Raw genomic sequence first — 16,679 nt, forward strand, 5'->3', positions numbered from 1 at the left:
AAGAAAAAAAATTCATGTATATATAGCTGTTAATAGCTATAGTTAATCTTTAAAACGTTCCCATTTAATAAGCATAAATTTGTCACCAAGTTCGGTGATAATCATTCCTGCTCCTGATAATAAACCTTTGTTTTTTATATATTCAACTAATTCTAAGTGGTTGAAAATCTTGTATGTGGGATGGTAATTTCCATGCGAAGGCTTTTTAATATTATAGGACTTTACCCAGTTGCTTACCGTGACATGTGAAACTCCTATAATTCGCTCTATTTCTCTGAAGCTTAGTCCTTCGAGGTACAGTTGTAAAGCTTTAGTCACGTAGTAATCATCTATCTTTTTACCAATTTTATTAACGGTAAAAAAATAATTGCATTTTTTACATAGGTACCTTTGTTTACTGTTGATTATGCCACTTTTAATGATATGATCGCTTTGGCATTTTGGACAGCTTAAAATCTCCATATATATAAATTTTGCATAAATATAGTAATTTAGCAATTATAGTAAACACATTCTGTAAATAAAAAATAGTTTAATTATATATAAATTGTTTTCTTCACTAAATCTTTGTGAAATTGTCAGTTTTTGATCTGATTTGTCTTTTGACATTGGTCTGAGGTTTTTCGATTTTTAAAATGAACTTGTATTTGTTGTAACTTTAAATGTCAATAGCAATAACCTAAAGTATGAAAAACCCAATAGCAGAGCGGATTGCCGATTTTTTAAGAAATCACCCTCCTTTCATGAGTTTGGGGTTAGAGGAATTAATTATCATTTCAAATCATTCTCAAGTCGTTTATTTGGAAAAAAATCAAGTTCTTTTTAAGTTCGATGATCAGCCACATTCTTATTTTTATGTTGTTAGAGATGGAGCAGTCGGTTTGTCGATTACAGCTGACGAAAAGGAATTACTTATTGATGAATGTGATGAAGGAGACATTATTGGGATCCGTCCTTTTTTTGCAAAAGATAACTACCTGATGAATGCTGTAGCTCGAGAGGAAAGCTTACTTTATGCAATTCCAATAGCTTTTTTTGAAAAGTATGTTTTTGCAAATGTAGCAGTATCTAAATTCTTATTAGAAAGTTTTGCATCCAACACCCGTAATCCATACAATGATGAAGATAAAGGAAAGTTGGCTACAGAGAATATAAGGTATCACAATGATGAAAATGTATTTCAATATTTTAAACCCATAAAACATACAGAAAATCCAATCACAGCCACAAAAAACGCTACAGTTAAGGAAATAGCTGAAGTAATGGTCAAATATAAAATTGGCAGCATCATTATTGAGAAGAATCAGCTACCTATTGGAATTATTACAGACAAAGATTTACGTTATAAAATCGCTACAGGAATTTTTTCTATCGACGACACTGCTGATTGTATAATGTCTAAACCTGTAATTACTGTTGGTGCAAATAATTCGGTTGCTGAGGTGCAATTGCAGATGATGCAATTAGGCATAGGTCATTTATGTGTCACTTCAGATGGTACTCCACAGTCAAAAATTATAGGAATCATTTCAGAACACGACGTTTTTACGTCACAAGCTAATAATCCCGGAGTGCTTTTAAAACAGACTAAAAGAGCAAAAAATGCTGAGGAACTCAAAAGTATAAGAAAAAATCTCACACACTTAATCCAGAATGCGTTAAATGAAAATATTCCGATCGCTCATATTTCAAAAATTGTTGCTGAGATAAATACGGTTATTACTAAAAGAGCTATTGATCTAGCTATTACAAAAATGGATCAAAAACCTCCGGCGGACTTTGCATGGATAAATATAGGAAGTCAAGGCAGAAAGGAGCAATTACTTATGACAGATCAGGATAATGCTCTGTTGTTCGCGGATGTTTCGCCTGATAATTATGATGGCGTTAAAAACTATTTTCTTCAACTGGCTTTCTACGTTACTGAAATGTTGAGTACAGTTGGTTACGAATTATGTCCAGCAGAAATGATGGCAAGTAACACATTATGGTGTAAGTCTGTAACGGAGTGGAAGCGACAATATGATAGTTGGATTAATAATCCTGGGATAGAAGGAATTTTAATGTGTTCGATTTTCTTTGATTACGATTTTGTGTATGGAACTAAAGAATTAGTTGATGACATAACAATAACTATTTTGAAAAATATAGAGAACAATCAAGTTTTCTTTGCTTATTTAGGTGCTGACGCTTTAAAAAATCTGCCTCCTCTTGGCTTTTTCAAGAATTTTATAATCGAAAAGGATGGCGAGCACAAAGATAATTTTGACGTTAAAGGACGAGGATTAATGCCTTTGATTGATGCGGCGAGACTCTTGTGTTTAAGCAATAAAATTACGGGAGCTAATAACACAATACTTAGATATAAAGAACTTTCTGCACTAGAACCTCAAAATGCTGCTATTTATGATGCTTGTGCGGAAGCATTTTCCATATTGCAGAAATTTCGAACTAAAGAAGGTTTTGCGAGTAATTCAGGTGGAAGGTATTTAGATTTAAGTAAGTTGTCTAAATTAGATAAGCTAAAGCTAAAGAATGCTTTTAATCCTATCAATGATGTTCAAGAAATTATTAGAACACGATTTCAACTCACTTACTTTACTTAGATGAAGCTATTTAACTGGTTTAGAAGAACCGAAAAAGTATATCCTGAATTTTGGAAAAGTTATTTGTCATGCTTTGATTTTAAATCGAATGCTTCTGCTGAAAAAAGAATAGTAGCTTTTGATACAGAAACAACAGGTTTAGATTTTCGAACAGATGTAATTCTTTCTATCGGTGCAATTGGGATTAGCGGAAATTCAATTGTTGTTAACGATTGTTTGAATTTGTTTTTGATTCAAGATGTTTTTAAAAAAGAAACTGTGCCTATTCATGGAATATTAAAAACGGGTCAAGAGGAAAAAATTCCAGAGTCTGAAGCTGTAATTAAATTTTTAGATTTTATAAAAGATTCTGTTCTTGTTGGTCATCATGTTAGTTTTGATGTAAAAATGATAAATGAGGTTTTAAAAAGAATGGGATTAGGTAAGATAAAAAATAAAAGTATCGATACTGATTTAATGTATCAAAAATTTAAAAGACTACCGGAAGAGCATCATTCTAATTTAGATGAACTATGTAAGATTTTTAAAATTGAAAAAATTGATAGGCATACCGCGATTGGTGATGCTTATATCACCGCTTTGATTTATTTACAACTTAAAAAAAAGTGGAGGAGATAGAACGCTAAATATAGTAGTAAGAGGAAAATTTGAAATTTTCTTGTGAAATAAATTCTAGAAAACAGTAATTGAATTGTACTCTTTCGTAAATAATTTTTATAAATTTTAGATAATCGTTTTTTAAAATTTTATTACCAATGTTGAATAACCGTGTTTATATAATACTTATTTAAAAGACGGTTATGATAATTAGGAAAATAATAATTTTTAAAAACAAAAAACCCGAATATTTCTATTCGGGTTTTGTGGTACCTCCAGGGATCGAACCAGGGACACATGGATTTTCAGTCCATTGCTCTACCATCTGAGCTAAGGTACCGTGCTATTGCGGGTGCAAAGATAGGATGATTTTTAATATATCCAAACCATTTTTTTAAAAAAATCAATTCGTACCTTCGCAACATCAAAAAATGAATTATGATTTTAGTGATTGATGTAGGTAATTCCCGAATTAAAGCTGCTGTATTTGAGGATAATATACTTTTAGAAATTTTTATTTTTACAAAAATTGAGCTCGAAAAAAAAATTGAAAATATTTTAAAAAAATTTCAAAAAACAACTGATTTGGTTGTTTCTTCGGTAGGAGATGTAGAAAAAGAGTCATTTTTAGGGTTCAATAATTTAGTTAAAGTGAATTTTATATCGCACACCGATCTTTTTCCTTTTCAAAATAAATATAGTACGCCGCAAACATTAGGAATCGATAGAATGGTTCTTGCTTCTGGAGCAGTTTTAAGTTTTCCAAATCAAAATAGATTAGTTATTGATGCCGGGACTTGTGTTACCTACGATTTTATCACTCAAGATAATGAGTATCTAGGAGGAGCAATCTCTCCAGGTTTCCGCTTGAGATATGAGTCATTAAATAATTATACTGCAAAGCTGCCTTTGCTATCATTAGAAAATCCTAGCGATTTAATAGGAAACTCAACTTCGACATCTATTCATTCCGGTGTTGTGAATGGACTAGTAAACGAGATTGACGGATTCATAGCAGATTATAGCGCTCGATACTCAAATTTTATAATAATTTTAACGGGTGGAGACACAGATTTTTTGGCCAAACGATTAAAAAATACCATATTTGCCAATTCAAATTTTCTCTTGGAGAGTTTGAACCAAACTTTTCAATATAAAATCAAAAATGATTAAAAAAATTATAGTAAGCGCTTGTTTGCTTTTATCATTAGTTACTTTCGCTCAAGAAGGAACAGCTTCTCCATATTCTTTTTACGGTATTGGTGATGTAAGATTCAAAGGAACTCATGAAACTCGCGCTATGGGAGGGATTGCTGTCGAGCAAGATAGTATTCACATGAACCTACAAAATCCTGCAAGTTTTGCAAGTTTAAAACTAACAACTTTTTCTTTAGGAGGTACTAATTCAAGTACAAATTTAAAAACAGAGACAAAATCAGCTAAAGCTTCAAGAACAACTTTAGATTATCTAGCAGTTGGTTTGCCTTTAGGTAAATTTGGTGTAGGTTTTGGATTGATTCCGTATTCATCTGTTGGTTACAAAATTAGAAGTTTGAGTACAGGTACAGAAAATAACCAAAGTTTTAATGGAACAGGTGGGTTGAACAAAGCATTTCTTGGTGTCGGTTATAAAATAACTTCAGATTTAAGTCTTGGAGCAGATGTCAATTATAATTTTGGAAAAATTGAAACTAATAATTTCGAATATATTACTGATATAGCTATTGGTACTCGAGAATTAAACGAAGTAGATTTATCTGGTGTGAATTTTAATATTGGTATGATGTACCAAACAAAAATTTATAAAAAAGTATCGTTATTCAGTAGTTTAAACTATTCGCTAGAAAGTACTTTGAAATCTAAAAATACTAGAAATATAGCTACAGCTTTATATAATTCTAACTTTGATTTAGCGATTGTAGATATTTTAGAAGATATAAAAACGGAGGAAAACTTAAAAGTGCCAAGTAAATATGCAATTTCTGCTGGTATTGGCGAAGCTAAAAAATGGTTAGTTGGAATTGGTTATACCTTTCAAGGTGCAGGATCTTTAAGTAACAGTTACAATGCTCTTGATAATGTGAGTTATGAAAAGCATCAAAAATATAATATAGGTGGATACTACATTCCTAACTATAATGCATTTTCAAGTTATGCAAAAAGAGTAACCTACAGAGGTGGATTCAGATATGAAAAAACTGGTTTGATAATCAATTCAGAGCCTATCAAAGACATGGCGGTTTCATTAGGATTTGGTTTGCCTTTAACGGGAACTTTTTCAAATGTAAACATCGGACTTGAATTTGGTAAAAAAGGAACTACTTCAGCTGGCTTAGTTGAAGAGAATTATGCTAATGTTAGTATTGGTTTCTCACTTAATGAACAATGGTTTGTTAAACGAAAATTCAACTAAAAACAGCTTGTCACTTAAACTTCTTTGTAAGTTCAGCGTATGACTTTAAATAAAACAAACACTATTAAATGGATTGTCACAGTTTTTGCTGTGACACTCTTTTTTGGGTGCGAAAGTAATTTTAAGGAAATACAAAAAAGTAATATTTCTGAATTTTTTCCAAGTAGCGATGCTGACATGGTTAATTTGAAATATACTGATTCTGGCAGGATTACCGCGATTCTTGTAAGTTCAAAAATGTTAGATTACGCTACGGTAAGTTATCCCTTCACTGAATTTCCAAAAGGAATTGATGTCACACTCTACGATAAAAACGCAAAAAAAACCTTTATTAGATCAAATTATGCAATTTCGTACAAAGGAAGTAGTATTATTGATTTACAAGGCAAAGTAAAAATTTACACCGAACAAGGTCAAACTCTAGAGACAGAACAGCTTTACTTTGATCAAAAAAACGAGTGGTTTTTTACGGAGAGAAGATTCAAATTTACGGATCCTAAAGGAGTCTCAAATGGACAAGGAATTGATTTTAGCAGAGATTTCAAAGTCATTAATTCGCAAAAAATAACAGGCGAAGTTGAAACAAACGAATAATTATTTACACTATGAATTACTTAAAATTTACACAATACGTTTATCTTCTTTTTGCAGCTTTCTTTCTTTATGATGGTGTTACAAAACTTATGAATCCTGCTTTAGGAAGTCCATGGTTGAGTTTTATTATCACTGCTGTGGCTATATTTATGTTCTTTTTTAGAAGAAAATTTTCTAAAAAATTTGATGACAGAAACAAAAACTCCTAGTCCATGGAAATTAGTATTATTATATTATGTCTAATACTAAGTGCTTTTTTTTCAGGAATGGAGATAGCGTTTGTCTCATCTAATAAAATTTATCTCGAAATCGAGAAAAAGCAAGACAACTTTCTTTCAAAAATACTGACTAAACTTACTGAGAAACCAACAAATTTCATTGTTTCCATGCTGATAGGTAATACCGCAGCTATGGTCATTTATGGCTTTTTTATGGGTGATTTACTGATTGAATGGTTTTTCAACTCGGGGAATTCTCTTTCGGAAGGATGGAGTCTATTAGTGCGAATTCTCATTTCTACGGTCGTTATTTTAATTACTGCCGAGTTTCTTCCAAAAGTGTTTTTTCAAATATATGCTAACTCATTAATTAAGATTTTTGCAGTACCAGCATATTTTTTTTACAAGATTTTCTATTACGTAGCTTTGTTTTTTATTGGTATTTCTGATTTTATTTTAAAGCGATTCTTTAAAACTGAAGGCGATATTACTCCTTTGTTTTTTAGTAAGATCGAACTTGGAGATTATATCACTGAGCAAATGAGTACGGTTGAAGATAATGAGTTGGTAGATTCAGAAATTTTGATGTTTCAAAATGCATTGGAGTTCTCAGGAGTTAAAGCGCGAGATGTAATGACTCCAAGGATTGAAATTAGTGCTGTTGATTTATTAGATACGATTGATAATTTAAGACAATTATTTATTGAAACCGGTTATTCGAAAATCGTAGTTTATCAAAATTCCTTTGATGATATTATCGGTTATGTTCATTCTTTTGATTTGTTCAAAAAACCAAACAGCATCGAAGAAATTGTAATTAAAGTAGAATTTCTGCCTGAAACTATATTTATTAAGGATGCCATGAATTTCTTGACTAAAAAGAGAAAAAGTGTTGCGGTTGTTTTAGATGAATATGGCGGAACTTCAGGGATAATCACTATTGAAGATATTATTGAAGAGCTTTTTGGCGAAATTCAAGATGAGCATGATTCAGATGAAGAATTAGTAGAGAAAGAACTGGGACAAGGTGAGTTCTTGTTTTCAGCACGACTTGATGTTGAATATTTAAATGAAACCTACAAACTCGATATTCCTGAAGAAGATTCTTACGGAACTTTAGGAGGTTTTATAGTAGATCACACTAAGGAAATTCCGCAAAAAGGAGACAAAATTTCTATAGGAATCTATCATTTTGTAATCGAAGAGGCGACAAACAAGAAAATAGAATTGGTTAAAATGACGGTGCAAGAGTGATTTCTATCGTGAAAGTAAAAATTCTTGTAAAATAAAACGCTACTAGTATTATTATTAGCTAGATAATTGTATTTTCGCAAACTGAATATAAAAATTAACAACAATAAAATGGCAGTTTTACAAAAAATTAGACAACGTTCACTTCTTCTGATACTAGTTATTGGATTTTGTTTATTAGCATTTATCATAGGTGATATATTCAATAGTGGTGGTTTCAATAGTACGTCGAAAGATGTAGGAAGCATCGATGGAAATGATATTTCATTTGAAGACTTTAGAGTTAAAGTTAGTAATGTTGAAAAAAGTGGACAAGGGATTACTTCAACTGAAGCAGCAAACAGAGTTTGGGAGCAAGAAGTTTCTGTTGCATTGTTAACTACTGAATTTGATAAGTTAGGATTAAGAGTAGGTGAAAAACACTTATTAGAAGTTTTAAAAGCTGATCAAAATATTGGTGGGAATCCATTGTTTATGAATGCAGCAGGTGGATTTGATGTTGCTAAATTTAAAGAATACTTCAAGGCTAATCCAGAGCAAGCTCAGTTTTTAAAAGACAGAGAGAAAGACGCTGAGTTAAACGCTAAATATCAAATGTATAACACTATGATTAAAGCGGCGGTTTTTACAACTGCAAGTGAAGGTAAAATGAAATATGAAATGGAAGCAAACAAAGTTAACTTTGCTTACGTTGCAGGTTTATATTCTACAATTAAAGACAGTGATGTAAAAGTTACTGATTCGGAGATTGTTGATCACATGAAGAAAAACGAGAAGAAATTTAAAGCAGACGAATCTCGCGAAATAGAATATGTTTTAATCGAAGACAAAGCATCTCCTGCTGATGAAGCTGAAATTAAGACTAAAGTAAATGCATTGTTGAATGGAAGCGTTGTTTACAACCAAGCTACTGGTAAAAATGATACGGTTGCTGGTTTTAGAACAACAAAAAACATAGCTGATTTTGTGAACTCAAATTCTGATGTTCCTTATGATTCAACTTATATCGCTAAGAAAGATTTACCAGCAGTTGATGCTGATAAATTATTCAATCTTGCTCCTGGTGCTATTTACGGACCTTATATGTTTGGAAATTACTACTGTATTTCTAAATCAATGGGAATGAAAGCTGGAGTTAATGCAAAAGCAAGTCATATCTTAATAAGTTATGAAGGAACACAAGTTCCAAATAAAAAGGAAGTAAGAACTAAGGAAGAAGCTAAAGCTAAAGCAGAAAGTATTCTTGCTCAAGTTAATGCTAATCCAGATAGCTTTTTAATGTTAGCTTTCACATCATCTGATGATTCTTCTGCACAACAAGGTGGAGATTTAGGTTACTTTGGTCCAAACCAAATGGTAAAACCTTTTAATGATTTTGTATTCAATAACGGAATTGGAAAAGTTGGTTTAGTTGAAAGTGATTTCGGTTTTCATATTATTAAAGTTACAGATAAGCAAGACGGAATCCGTTTAGCAACTGTTGCTCAAAAAATTGAAGCTTCTGAAGCTACATCTGATAAGATGTTTACACAAGCAACTAAATTTGAAATGGATGTTGCAGACAAAGATTTTAACAAAGCGGCAAAAGATATGGGACTTACCGTAGCGCCTGCAGTTTCTGTTAAAGGAATGGATGAGAGTTTTGGATCATTAGGTAATCAAAGAAACATTGTAAGATGGGCATTTGAAGACGGCGTTAAAAAAGGATCTGTAAAAAGATTTGAAGTAGCTAATGTTGGTCACGTAATTGCAAAAGTAAAAAGTATTGATAAAACTGGTTTAGTTGCAGTTTCTGTTGCAAGGCCTTATGTTGAGAATATACTTAAAAATAAGAAAAAAGCAGAATTGATAAAAGCTAAAATGAGTGGTTCTTCTCTTGAAGCTATTGCTAAAGCAGTAGGTGGAACAGTACAACAAGCTAATGATCTTACTATGGAAAACGCAATGTTACCAAATGTTGGTCCTGAGCCAAGAGTTGTAGGAAATGCATTTGCTTTAGCAGCAAATAAATTGTCTGCACCTATCGAGGGGAATACTGGAGTTTATGTTGTTAAAAACATAAGCACTGTAAAAGCTCCAGCAATGAAAGATTATGCTACTTACGTTGCAAAAATAGAGTCTCAAAATGCTTCAGAAGTGAATAGAGTAATTCCAGCATTAAAAGGGAACGCTAAAATTAAAGATAACAGACAGCAGTTCAATTACTAATCAAAGTAATAACTCAAAATATAAAATCCCGATACATTTTAAAATGTATCGGGATTTTTTTTGCACTGATTTTTGCGAAATTAGTGGTGTTTTGATATGCTGCAAGCTTATTCAAAAAGTTGCTCGTTTGCGGTGAGACGCTTCCAGCGTGACAATTGGAGAGCTTTGTGATAGTAATGCTTGTACGAACTTAAAGTTGATTTAATAATCTTAGAGTGATAGAATATGTAAAGTAAGTAGACTTCTAAAAATGTTTTAATTAATTTCTGGTATCACTATTTTACCATCACTTTGTCACGCTGGAAGCGTCTCAATAAAGTTGCTCTGACGACTAAATGTAACATGTATTTCGCTGTTACTTTGTAACGCTGAAGTGTCTCAATTAATTTGCGTTGAAAATTAAATGCATTATCTATTTCACCATCACTTTGTCACGCTGGAAGCGTTCCAATAAAGTTGCTAGATTACGGTGCTACGTTTCTAGCGTAACAATTAGATAGGGCACCATTATAGTCAAATGGATAACATAAATTAAACCCTAAGTCAATATCATTTCATCGTATGTAATAATAGTCGAATACCCTTTTGAAATAAAATATTCCGATGGATTTTCATTACTTATTGCTATTACAAAATCGCCTCCCCAAGCTCCAAGACTTTTTATCGTTCCTTCGAAGTCAGGAAATGTAGCTTCTTTGATTGTTTGCATTTCGAGAATAGAACTCATTTCAATCTCGTGTTTTTGTAATGCTTCCGCAAAGGATTGAAGAGTGCGGGCTTCTAAAACTTCGGTCGTGGTTTGATCATTTGAAGCAATTGTTTTTTCTAAATTGTATTTTTTATTCATATTGTATGAAGCGATAGCGGTTTTACTGCTCTGCTTCTTATTAAGATAAACGAAAAATATATTTTCTGTAAATTTTGGAGAAAAGGAGACTTGCTCGACAATTGGATTACCTTCATTCAAATGATATAAAATTGGGCCGTCGTTTTGAGCGCAAGCAATATCATATCCGCTGCCTCCAAAGCTGTTTTTAAGTAGCGTAAAAGCATCAACTTCTAACCACTGAGCTATATTGTTTATAAGTGTAGACGATGTTCCTAATCCCCAACTTTTAGGAAAGCTAAGTTCAGTGGTAATTTTTAAACCTTGGTTTTGATCTAATGCATTTGGATTTAATAAAAGCGCTTCTTTTATGATTGTAGTTAAAGTGTCTTTTACAGATTCGTTTTCTGAAACTCTTTCGTTTTCAATATCTGAAAATAAAATTATGTCCTCGAACCATATGCTTCCGTCAGCATCATAGCTCTTCCATTGAATATGTTGAGCAGTTGTTTGTTCTACAATTAAATTCTGACCGAATTTTGTAGGTAAAGCAAATGCTTTAGCACCATCTAAAACGAGGTATTCTCCGGTTATTAAAAGTTTGCCGTTGCTGTAATATGTTTGTGTCATTTAAACTGAATTTATAGCAGTAATTCTAAGTGATTTCATTTTTAAATCAATTTACTGTTATCGATTATTTTCTAATTTCTTCAATAAAAGTTACTACGGCGCTGTGAGAAACGGTATTTTTTTTGAAATGTTTCTGAATTAAAAGTCGCTCGCTTTCTGTCGCTTCGTACTGATTGATGATATTGTTTAAATGCATTTTCATATGACCTTCTTGAATTCCCGTGGTTGTCAAAGAGCGCAATGCCCCAAAGTTCTGAGCAAGACCTGCGACTGCAACAAACTGCATTAACTCCTTAGCAGAAGGGTTTTCTAACATCTCGAGAGATAATTTAACTAAAGGGTGCAAGGACGTTAAACCTCCTACAGTTCCCAAGGCTAAAGGGATTTCGAGCCAAAAAGTAAAAATTCCATTTTCAATTTTAGAATGAGATAAACTAGAGTATTTACCGTTTCTAGCAGCGTAAGCGTGAATTCCAGCTTCTACAGCACGAAAATCATTTCCAGTTGCAAGAACAACGGCATCTACACCGTTCATTATTCCTTTATTATGCGTAACAGCTCGGAATGGTTCTACTTCAGCAATTTGGACTGCTTGTATAAATTTCTTTGCAAATTCTTCACCATTAGGAATGTGTTTTTCTTCTAGTTCTGCAACTGTACATGAAACTTCAGCTCTTACTACACAATTAGGAACATAATTAGAGAGAATACTCATAATAACTTCTATATCCTTTTCTGTTTCTGTGAATAATTCGTAGTCGTGAGCCTCATCTTTTAATGTTTTTGCAAATTGTTCGAGACAAGAGTTGATGAAATTAGCGCCCATACTATCTATAGTTTCAAAAGTAGCATGTAATTGAAAGTAATTAGGGAGTAAATTAGTTTTATCATTTAAAATAATATCTAAAATTCCTCCACCTCTTTTTTGCATATTTACAGTGATAGATTCTGTTTCCAAAAAAAGTTTATTTTTTATTTGAGCAAAAAACAAATTCAGTTTTGAAATATCTCCCTTATATATAAAATGGACTTGACCTATTTTTTCGGTATTGATAACGGTTGCTTTAAAACCACCACGTGTAGACCAGAATTTTGCAGCTTTTGAGGCAGCAGCTACAACTGAACTCTCCTCGATTGCCATGGGAATCGTGCTGTATTTTCCATTAATTAGGAAATTAGGAGCAACTCCCAGCGGGATATAAAAGTTTGTAATCGTATTTTCAATGAATTCGTCGTGTAATTTCTGTATTTTTTCGTCAGAATTCCAGTAGTTTTTCAGTAATAAAACAGCTTCGGTAGGTGTTGAAAAATATTGATTGGCAATCCATTCTACTTTTTCTTCTTTGGATAATTTTGAAAATCCGCTAATAGCCTTATTCATTCTCAATTGATTATGGTATAATTAACTGCAAATATACGTTTTTAGCGGTTTTGTTTGTAACCAAATGATATTCACTAATGATTTACTTTTAATATTAATTTTTACATTTAACATAAAAAAGAGACGTTAATTGTAATTTTTTCACTAAAATTGACGGTTTTTATCTTTAAATAAATAGTATGAACTCAAAACAAATTATAACATTATTTTTATTCATCTGTTTTTCAGTTGTAGGTCAGCAAAAAATAACAATAGATGAGATTTATAACGGCACATTTCGAACAAAAGGAATGGATGAACTTCAGTCGTTAAAGAACACAAATCAATATACAGTTCTTAACTTTGATAGGCAGTCAAGAAGTATGAGCATTGATTTATATGACTTTGCTACTTTAAAGAAAGTAACTACTTTAATCGATACAAAGTCTTTCCCAGCGTTAAGTAGTGGAATAAACAGCTATACATTCGATGCTTCCGAAAAAATGATTTTACTAGCCTGCAATACGAATCAAATTTTTCGTCATTCCTTCACAGCTGATTATTTTTTATACAATATCGCGACAAAAGAACTCACTAAACCATTTGATTTCCAAGTTCAGGAACCAACCTTTTCACCAGACGGTAAGAAAATCGCTTACGCAAAAGAAAATAATCTGTACGTATACGATGTAGCTTCTAAGAAGTCTACTGCAATTACAACGGACGGAGTGAAAAACAGCATCATTAATGGTATTACTGACTGGGTTTATGAAGAAGAATTTGCTTTTGTAAAAGCATTTGACTGGAGTGCAGATAGTAAAAAAGTAGCTTATATTCGTTTTGACGAAAGCAAAGTTCCTGAGTTTTCAATGTCTATGTTTGGTAAAGATTTATATCCTACTATGCAGACTTTTAAATATCCAAAGGCGGGCGAAAACAACGCTGTCGTTTCATTGCATATTTACAATGTAGATTCAAATGCCGTTAAAAATATTAATTTAGGTAACTACAATGATTTTTATATCGCGAGAATGAAATGGACAAATGATGCTAACACATTATCTGCACAGGTTTTAAACCGTCATCAAAATAATTTAGATTTACTTTTCATTAATGGAGATTCAGGAACTGCGAAGGTAGTTTTGAACGAAAAAGACAAGGCTTACGTTGACGTTACTGATGATTTAACTTTTTTGAAAGACAATAGTTTCATTTGGACTTCAGAAAAAGATGGTTACAATCATATTTATTTATATGATAAAAATGGGAAATTAAAAAATCAAGTAACTAAAGGAAAGTGGGATGTAACCTCTTATTACGGTTTAGATGAAAAGTCGAATACTGTATTTTATCAATCTGTTGAAAATGGATCAATTAATAGAGATATCTATAGAGTAGCGCTTGATGGGAAAAATATAATGAGATTGTCAACTCAAACAGGAACGAACAGTGCAACTTTCAGTCCGAATTTTCAATATTACATCAATACTTTTTCAAGCGCATCAATGCCAACAAAATATACTTTGAACGATGCTAAGGCGGGGAAAGAAATCAAGGTTATTCAAAGTAATGAAGCTTTATCTGAAAAATTAAAAGGGTATAATTTACCATCCAAAGAGTTCTTTGTTCTTAAAACAGAAAAAGGGAACGAGTTGAATGCATGGATGATCAAACCAAAAGATTTTGATACTTCAAAAAAATATCCAGTTTTCATGTTCCAATATTCAGGTCCAGGATCTCAGCAAGTAGCTAATAGCTGGATCAACTCTAACGATTATTGGTTTATGATGTTATCTCAGCAAGGTTACATCGTAGCATGTGTCGATGGAAGAGGAACGGGTTATAAAGGAGCGGAATTTAAAAAAGTAACTCAGCTTCAATTAGGTAAATACGAGGTAGAGGATCAAATTGACGCTGCTAAAGTAATAGGTAACTATTCATTTGTAGATAAAGCTAGAATAGGTATATTTGGCTGGTCTTATGGTGGATTTATGTCTTCTAATAGTCTTTTAAAAGGAAATGATGTTTTTAAAATGGCGATTGCAGTAGCTCCAGTTACAAACTGGCGTTTCTATGATAGCGTTTACACAGAGCGTTACATGAAAACTCCGCAAGAGAATCCAAGTGGATATGATGACAACTCACCTATCAATCATGTTGCAAAATTGAAAGGTAAATTCCTTTTAATACATGGTTCAGGGGATGATAATGTACATGTTCAAAACTCAATGCAAATGATGGAGGCGCTGATTCAAGCTAATAAACAATTTGACTCCCAAATTTATCCAGACAATAACCACGGAATTTATGGTGGCAATACCAGAATTCAGTTGTACACGAAGATGACTAATTTTATTAAAGAGAACTTATAACTTAAAACAATATCACAATGGTATCAAAGCAGGATGATTTATTATTAAAGCACTTAAGTAACAGAGGGATTGACCAAGCAATGGTTATGGATCATCCAGCTTCACTATTTGTTTTATTTTTTACAGAAATGTGGGAGCGTTTTTCTTATTATGGAATGCGCGCTTTACTAACTGTGTTTTTAGTAAGTGAATTAGTAAATGGAGGATGGGCATGGACGAATGAGGAAGCTCTTAAATTGTATGGAATTTATACCGGTTTGGTTTATTTGACTCCGCTTTTAGGAGGAATGATTGCTGATAGATTTACTGGTTATAGAAAAGCTATTTTAATAGGTGCATTGGTGATGACACTTGGACATGCGTCTATGGCGCTTGAAGGTGTTAGTCAAAATTTCTTTTACATAGGTTTACTATTGATGATTTTAGGTAATGGAATGTTTAAGCCAAATATTTCTTCAATGGTGGGTCAGTTATATCCTGATACAAGTAGTAAAAAGGATGCTGGTTACACAATTTTTTACATGGGTATTAATGCAGGAGCGTTCTTAGGAATGCTTTTATGTGGATATATCGGTGAAAAAATTGGATGGCATTACGGATTTGGTTTAGCAGGTGTTTTTATGTTTTTTGGAATGTTACAATTCTTTTTTGCACAAAAAATATTCGGTGTAATTGGACAAGATGTTAATATTGCAAAAAAATCAGAATTATCAGCTGAAGAGAATTCTGAAGTAGAGACAGCTCCTCACATCGTTAGAGATAGATTAGTTGTTGTAGGTGTTTTCATGGTTGCTAGTATCTTTTTCTTTTTTGCTTTCGAACAAGCTGGAGGTTCTATGACTTTATTTGCAAAAGATTATACACAAAGAGCTTTAACTGGAGATTCAGCAACATTCTTTAAATGGGTTGATGCTATTTTAACAATTTTCCCTATCGCTATTGTAACTTACGTTTTAGCTGGGTTAGCCAAGAAAATTTACGCGAAGTATCCTTTAACTATTATTTTTACCACAATATCGTTTGTAATTATTTGGGGATTAGGAATTTGGAAAGTAAACCGTGAATTTTCATTAGAAACAACAGAAGTTACTGTTTCTTGGTTTCAAATTTTAAACTCATTTTTTATCATTACACTTGCTTCATCATTTAGTAAGTTATGGGATAAAGTATGGAATCCATCTGGACCTGTGAAATTTGCTATGGGATTAATCTTTGTAGCTGTAGGTTTCTTTGCATTGTCTTACGGTAGTTTAAGTATTCCTGATGGAGCAAAAACGGCATCAGTAAGTATGATTTGGTTAATTTTAGCTTATTTCTTCCACACCGTTGGAGAATTATGTTTATCACCTGTTGGTTTATCTTACGTAAGTAAATTATCTCCCAAAAAATTTGTCGGTCTTCTTTTTGGACTTTGGTTCACTGCTTCTGCAATTGCAAACTTTATCGGAAGCTGGACTGGAGCTTACATTGACAAGATTTCTGAAATGTATTCTATATCTACGTTTTTTATCATCATTGCGGGCGTTCCGTTATTTGCAGCCTTGATGCTATTGCTTTTCAATAGAAAGTTAGTTAAAATGATGCACGGCATTAAATAAGCACAA

At 32.4% G+C, this 16,679-nt stretch carries 13 protein-coding genes and 1 tRNA gene; 10 read left to right on the top strand and 4 right to left on the bottom strand.

The window, feature by feature from the left end; genetic code table 11:
- Positions 1-42 precede the first annotated feature (42 nt).
- Positions 43-462, bottom strand: a complete 420-nt coding sequence (locus tag BC961_RS06230) for an IS1/IS1595 family N-terminal zinc-binding domain-containing protein (RefSeq protein ID WP_121924984.1) — start codon at positions 460-462, stop codon at positions 43-45.
- 224 nt (positions 463-686) lie between these two features.
- Here BC961_RS06230 and BC961_RS06235 point away from each other — a divergent pair, with 224 nt between their 5' ends.
- Together BC961_RS06235 and BC961_RS06240 are read left to right on the top strand one after the other, a co-directional pair.
- A complete protein-coding gene (locus tag BC961_RS06235) occupies positions 687-2,606 on the top strand; it encodes a DUF294 nucleotidyltransferase-like domain-containing protein (protein ID WP_121924985.1) in 1,920 nt (639 codons plus the stop codon).
- Entirely contained in the window at positions 2,607-3,224 is a 618-nt protein-coding gene (locus BC961_RS06240) for a 3'-5' exonuclease (protein WP_121924986.1), read from the top strand. It abuts the gene before it with no gap.
- Positions 3,225-3,470: 246 nt separating this feature from the next.
- Here BC961_RS06240 and BC961_RS06245 read toward each other — a convergent pair.
- Positions 3,471-3,543, bottom strand: a tRNA-Phe gene (locus BC961_RS06245).
- Between the two features lie 98 nt (positions 3,544-3,641).
- On the opposite strand from BC961_RS06245, the gene BC961_RS06250 reads away from it, so the two are divergent.
- The 6 genes from BC961_RS06250 to BC961_RS06275 all read left to right on the top strand — a co-directional run bounded on the left by BC961_RS06250 (position 3,642) and on the right by BC961_RS06275 (position 9,887).
- Positions 3,642-4,376 (top strand): type III pantothenate kinase, encoded by a 735-nt coding sequence (locus tag BC961_RS06250; protein WP_121924987.1) that lies wholly within the window; start codon positions 3,642-3,644, stop codon positions 4,374-4,376.
- The gene (locus tag BC961_RS06255; protein ID WP_121924988.1) at positions 4,369-5,616 is read left to right on the top strand and encodes a hypothetical protein; all 1,248 of its coding nucleotides are present in this window, start codon (positions 4,369-4,371) and stop codon (positions 5,614-5,616) included. Before BC961_RS06250 ends, BC961_RS06255 begins: the two co-directional genes overlap by 8 nt.
- 39 nt (positions 5,617-5,655) lie before the next feature.
- Positions 5,656-6,210 (top strand): LPS export ABC transporter periplasmic protein LptC, encoded by a 555-nt coding sequence (gene lptC / locus BC961_RS06260; RefSeq protein ID WP_121924989.1) that lies wholly within the window; start codon positions 5,656-5,658, stop codon positions 6,208-6,210.
- 11 nt (positions 6,211-6,221) lie between these two features.
- Positions 6,222-6,419 (top strand): hypothetical protein, encoded by a 198-nt coding sequence (locus BC961_RS06265; RefSeq protein WP_121924990.1) that lies wholly within the window; start codon positions 6,222-6,224, stop codon positions 6,417-6,419.
- Positions 6,420-6,422: 3 nt separating this feature from the next.
- Entirely contained in the window at positions 6,423-7,682 is a 1,260-nt protein-coding gene (locus tag BC961_RS06270; RefSeq protein WP_121924991.1) for a hemolysin family protein, read from the top strand.
- A 108-nt stretch (positions 7,683-7,790) separates the two neighbouring features.
- Complete coding sequence (locus BC961_RS06275) at positions 7,791-9,887, top strand: peptidylprolyl isomerase (RefSeq protein ID WP_121924992.1); 2,097 nt, start codon at positions 7,791-7,793, stop codon at positions 9,885-9,887.
- A gap of 538 nt (positions 9,888-10,425) precedes the next feature.
- Here BC961_RS06275 and BC961_RS06280 read toward each other — a convergent pair.
- Complete coding sequence (locus tag BC961_RS06280) at positions 10,426-11,343, bottom strand: GYDIA family GHMP kinase (RefSeq protein WP_121924993.1); 918 nt, start codon at positions 11,341-11,343, stop codon at positions 10,426-10,428.
- A 64-nt stretch (positions 11,344-11,407) separates the two neighbouring features.
- Entirely contained in the window at positions 11,408-12,724 is a 1,317-nt protein-coding gene (locus tag BC961_RS06285; protein WP_121924994.1) for a hydroxymethylglutaryl-CoA reductase, degradative, read from the bottom strand.
- A gap of 179 nt (positions 12,725-12,903) precedes the next feature.
- Between BC961_RS06285 and BC961_RS06290 the strand changes: the two genes are divergently transcribed.
- A complete protein-coding gene (locus BC961_RS06290; protein WP_121924995.1) occupies positions 12,904-15,075 on the top strand; it encodes a S9 family peptidase in 2,172 nt (723 codons plus the stop codon).
- Between the two features lie 17 nt (positions 15,076-15,092).
- On the top strand, positions 15,093-16,673 hold the full coding sequence (locus tag BC961_RS06295; RefSeq protein ID WP_121924996.1) for a peptide MFS transporter: 1,581 nt from the start codon (positions 15,093-15,095) through the stop codon (positions 16,671-16,673).
- Positions 16,674-16,679 lie beyond the last annotated feature (6 nt).

It is taken from the genome of Flavobacterium weaverense, assembly GCF_003688495.1.
Lineage (GTDB): Bacteria > Bacteroidota > Bacteroidia > Flavobacteriales > Flavobacteriaceae > Flavobacterium > Flavobacterium weaverense.

Bases quoted from the DNA above. Each gene is read 5' to 3' on its own strand.
- BC961_RS06230 (WP_121924984.1), bottom strand. From the start codon at position 462: ATGGAGATTTTAAGCTGTCCAAAATGCCAAAGCGATCATATCATTAAA.
- BC961_RS06235 (WP_121924985.1), top strand. From the start codon at position 687: ATGAAAAACCCAATAGCAGAGCGGATTGCCGATTTTTTAAGAAATCAC.
- BC961_RS06240 (WP_121924986.1), top strand. From the start codon at position 2,607: ATGAAGCTATTTAACTGGTTTAGAAGAACCGAAAAAGTATATCCTGAA.
- BC961_RS06250 (WP_121924987.1), top strand. From the start codon at position 3,642: ATGATTTTAGTGATTGATGTAGGTAATTCCCGAATTAAAGCTGCTGTA.
- BC961_RS06255 (WP_121924988.1), top strand. From the start codon at position 4,369: ATGATTAAAAAAATTATAGTAAGCGCTTGTTTGCTTTTATCATTAGTT.
- lptC (WP_121924989.1), top strand. From the start codon at position 5,656: ATGACTTTAAATAAAACAAACACTATTAAATGGATTGTCACAGTTTTT.
- BC961_RS06265 (WP_121924990.1), top strand. From the start codon at position 6,222: ATGAATTACTTAAAATTTACACAATACGTTTATCTTCTTTTTGCAGCT.
- BC961_RS06270 (WP_121924991.1), top strand. From the start codon at position 6,423: ATGGAAATTAGTATTATTATATTATGTCTAATACTAAGTGCTTTTTTT.
- BC961_RS06275 (WP_121924992.1), top strand. From the start codon at position 7,791: ATGGCAGTTTTACAAAAAATTAGACAACGTTCACTTCTTCTGATACTA.
- BC961_RS06280 (WP_121924993.1), bottom strand. From the start codon at position 11,343: ATGACACAAACATATTACAGCAACGGCAAACTTTTAATAACCGGAGAA.
- BC961_RS06285 (WP_121924994.1), bottom strand. From the start codon at position 12,724: ATGAATAAGGCTATTAGCGGATTTTCAAAATTATCCAAAGAAGAAAAA.
- BC961_RS06290 (WP_121924995.1), top strand. From the start codon at position 12,904: ATGAACTCAAAACAAATTATAACATTATTTTTATTCATCTGTTTTTCA.
- BC961_RS06295 (WP_121924996.1), top strand. From the start codon at position 15,093: ATGGTATCAAAGCAGGATGATTTATTATTAAAGCACTTAAGTAACAGA.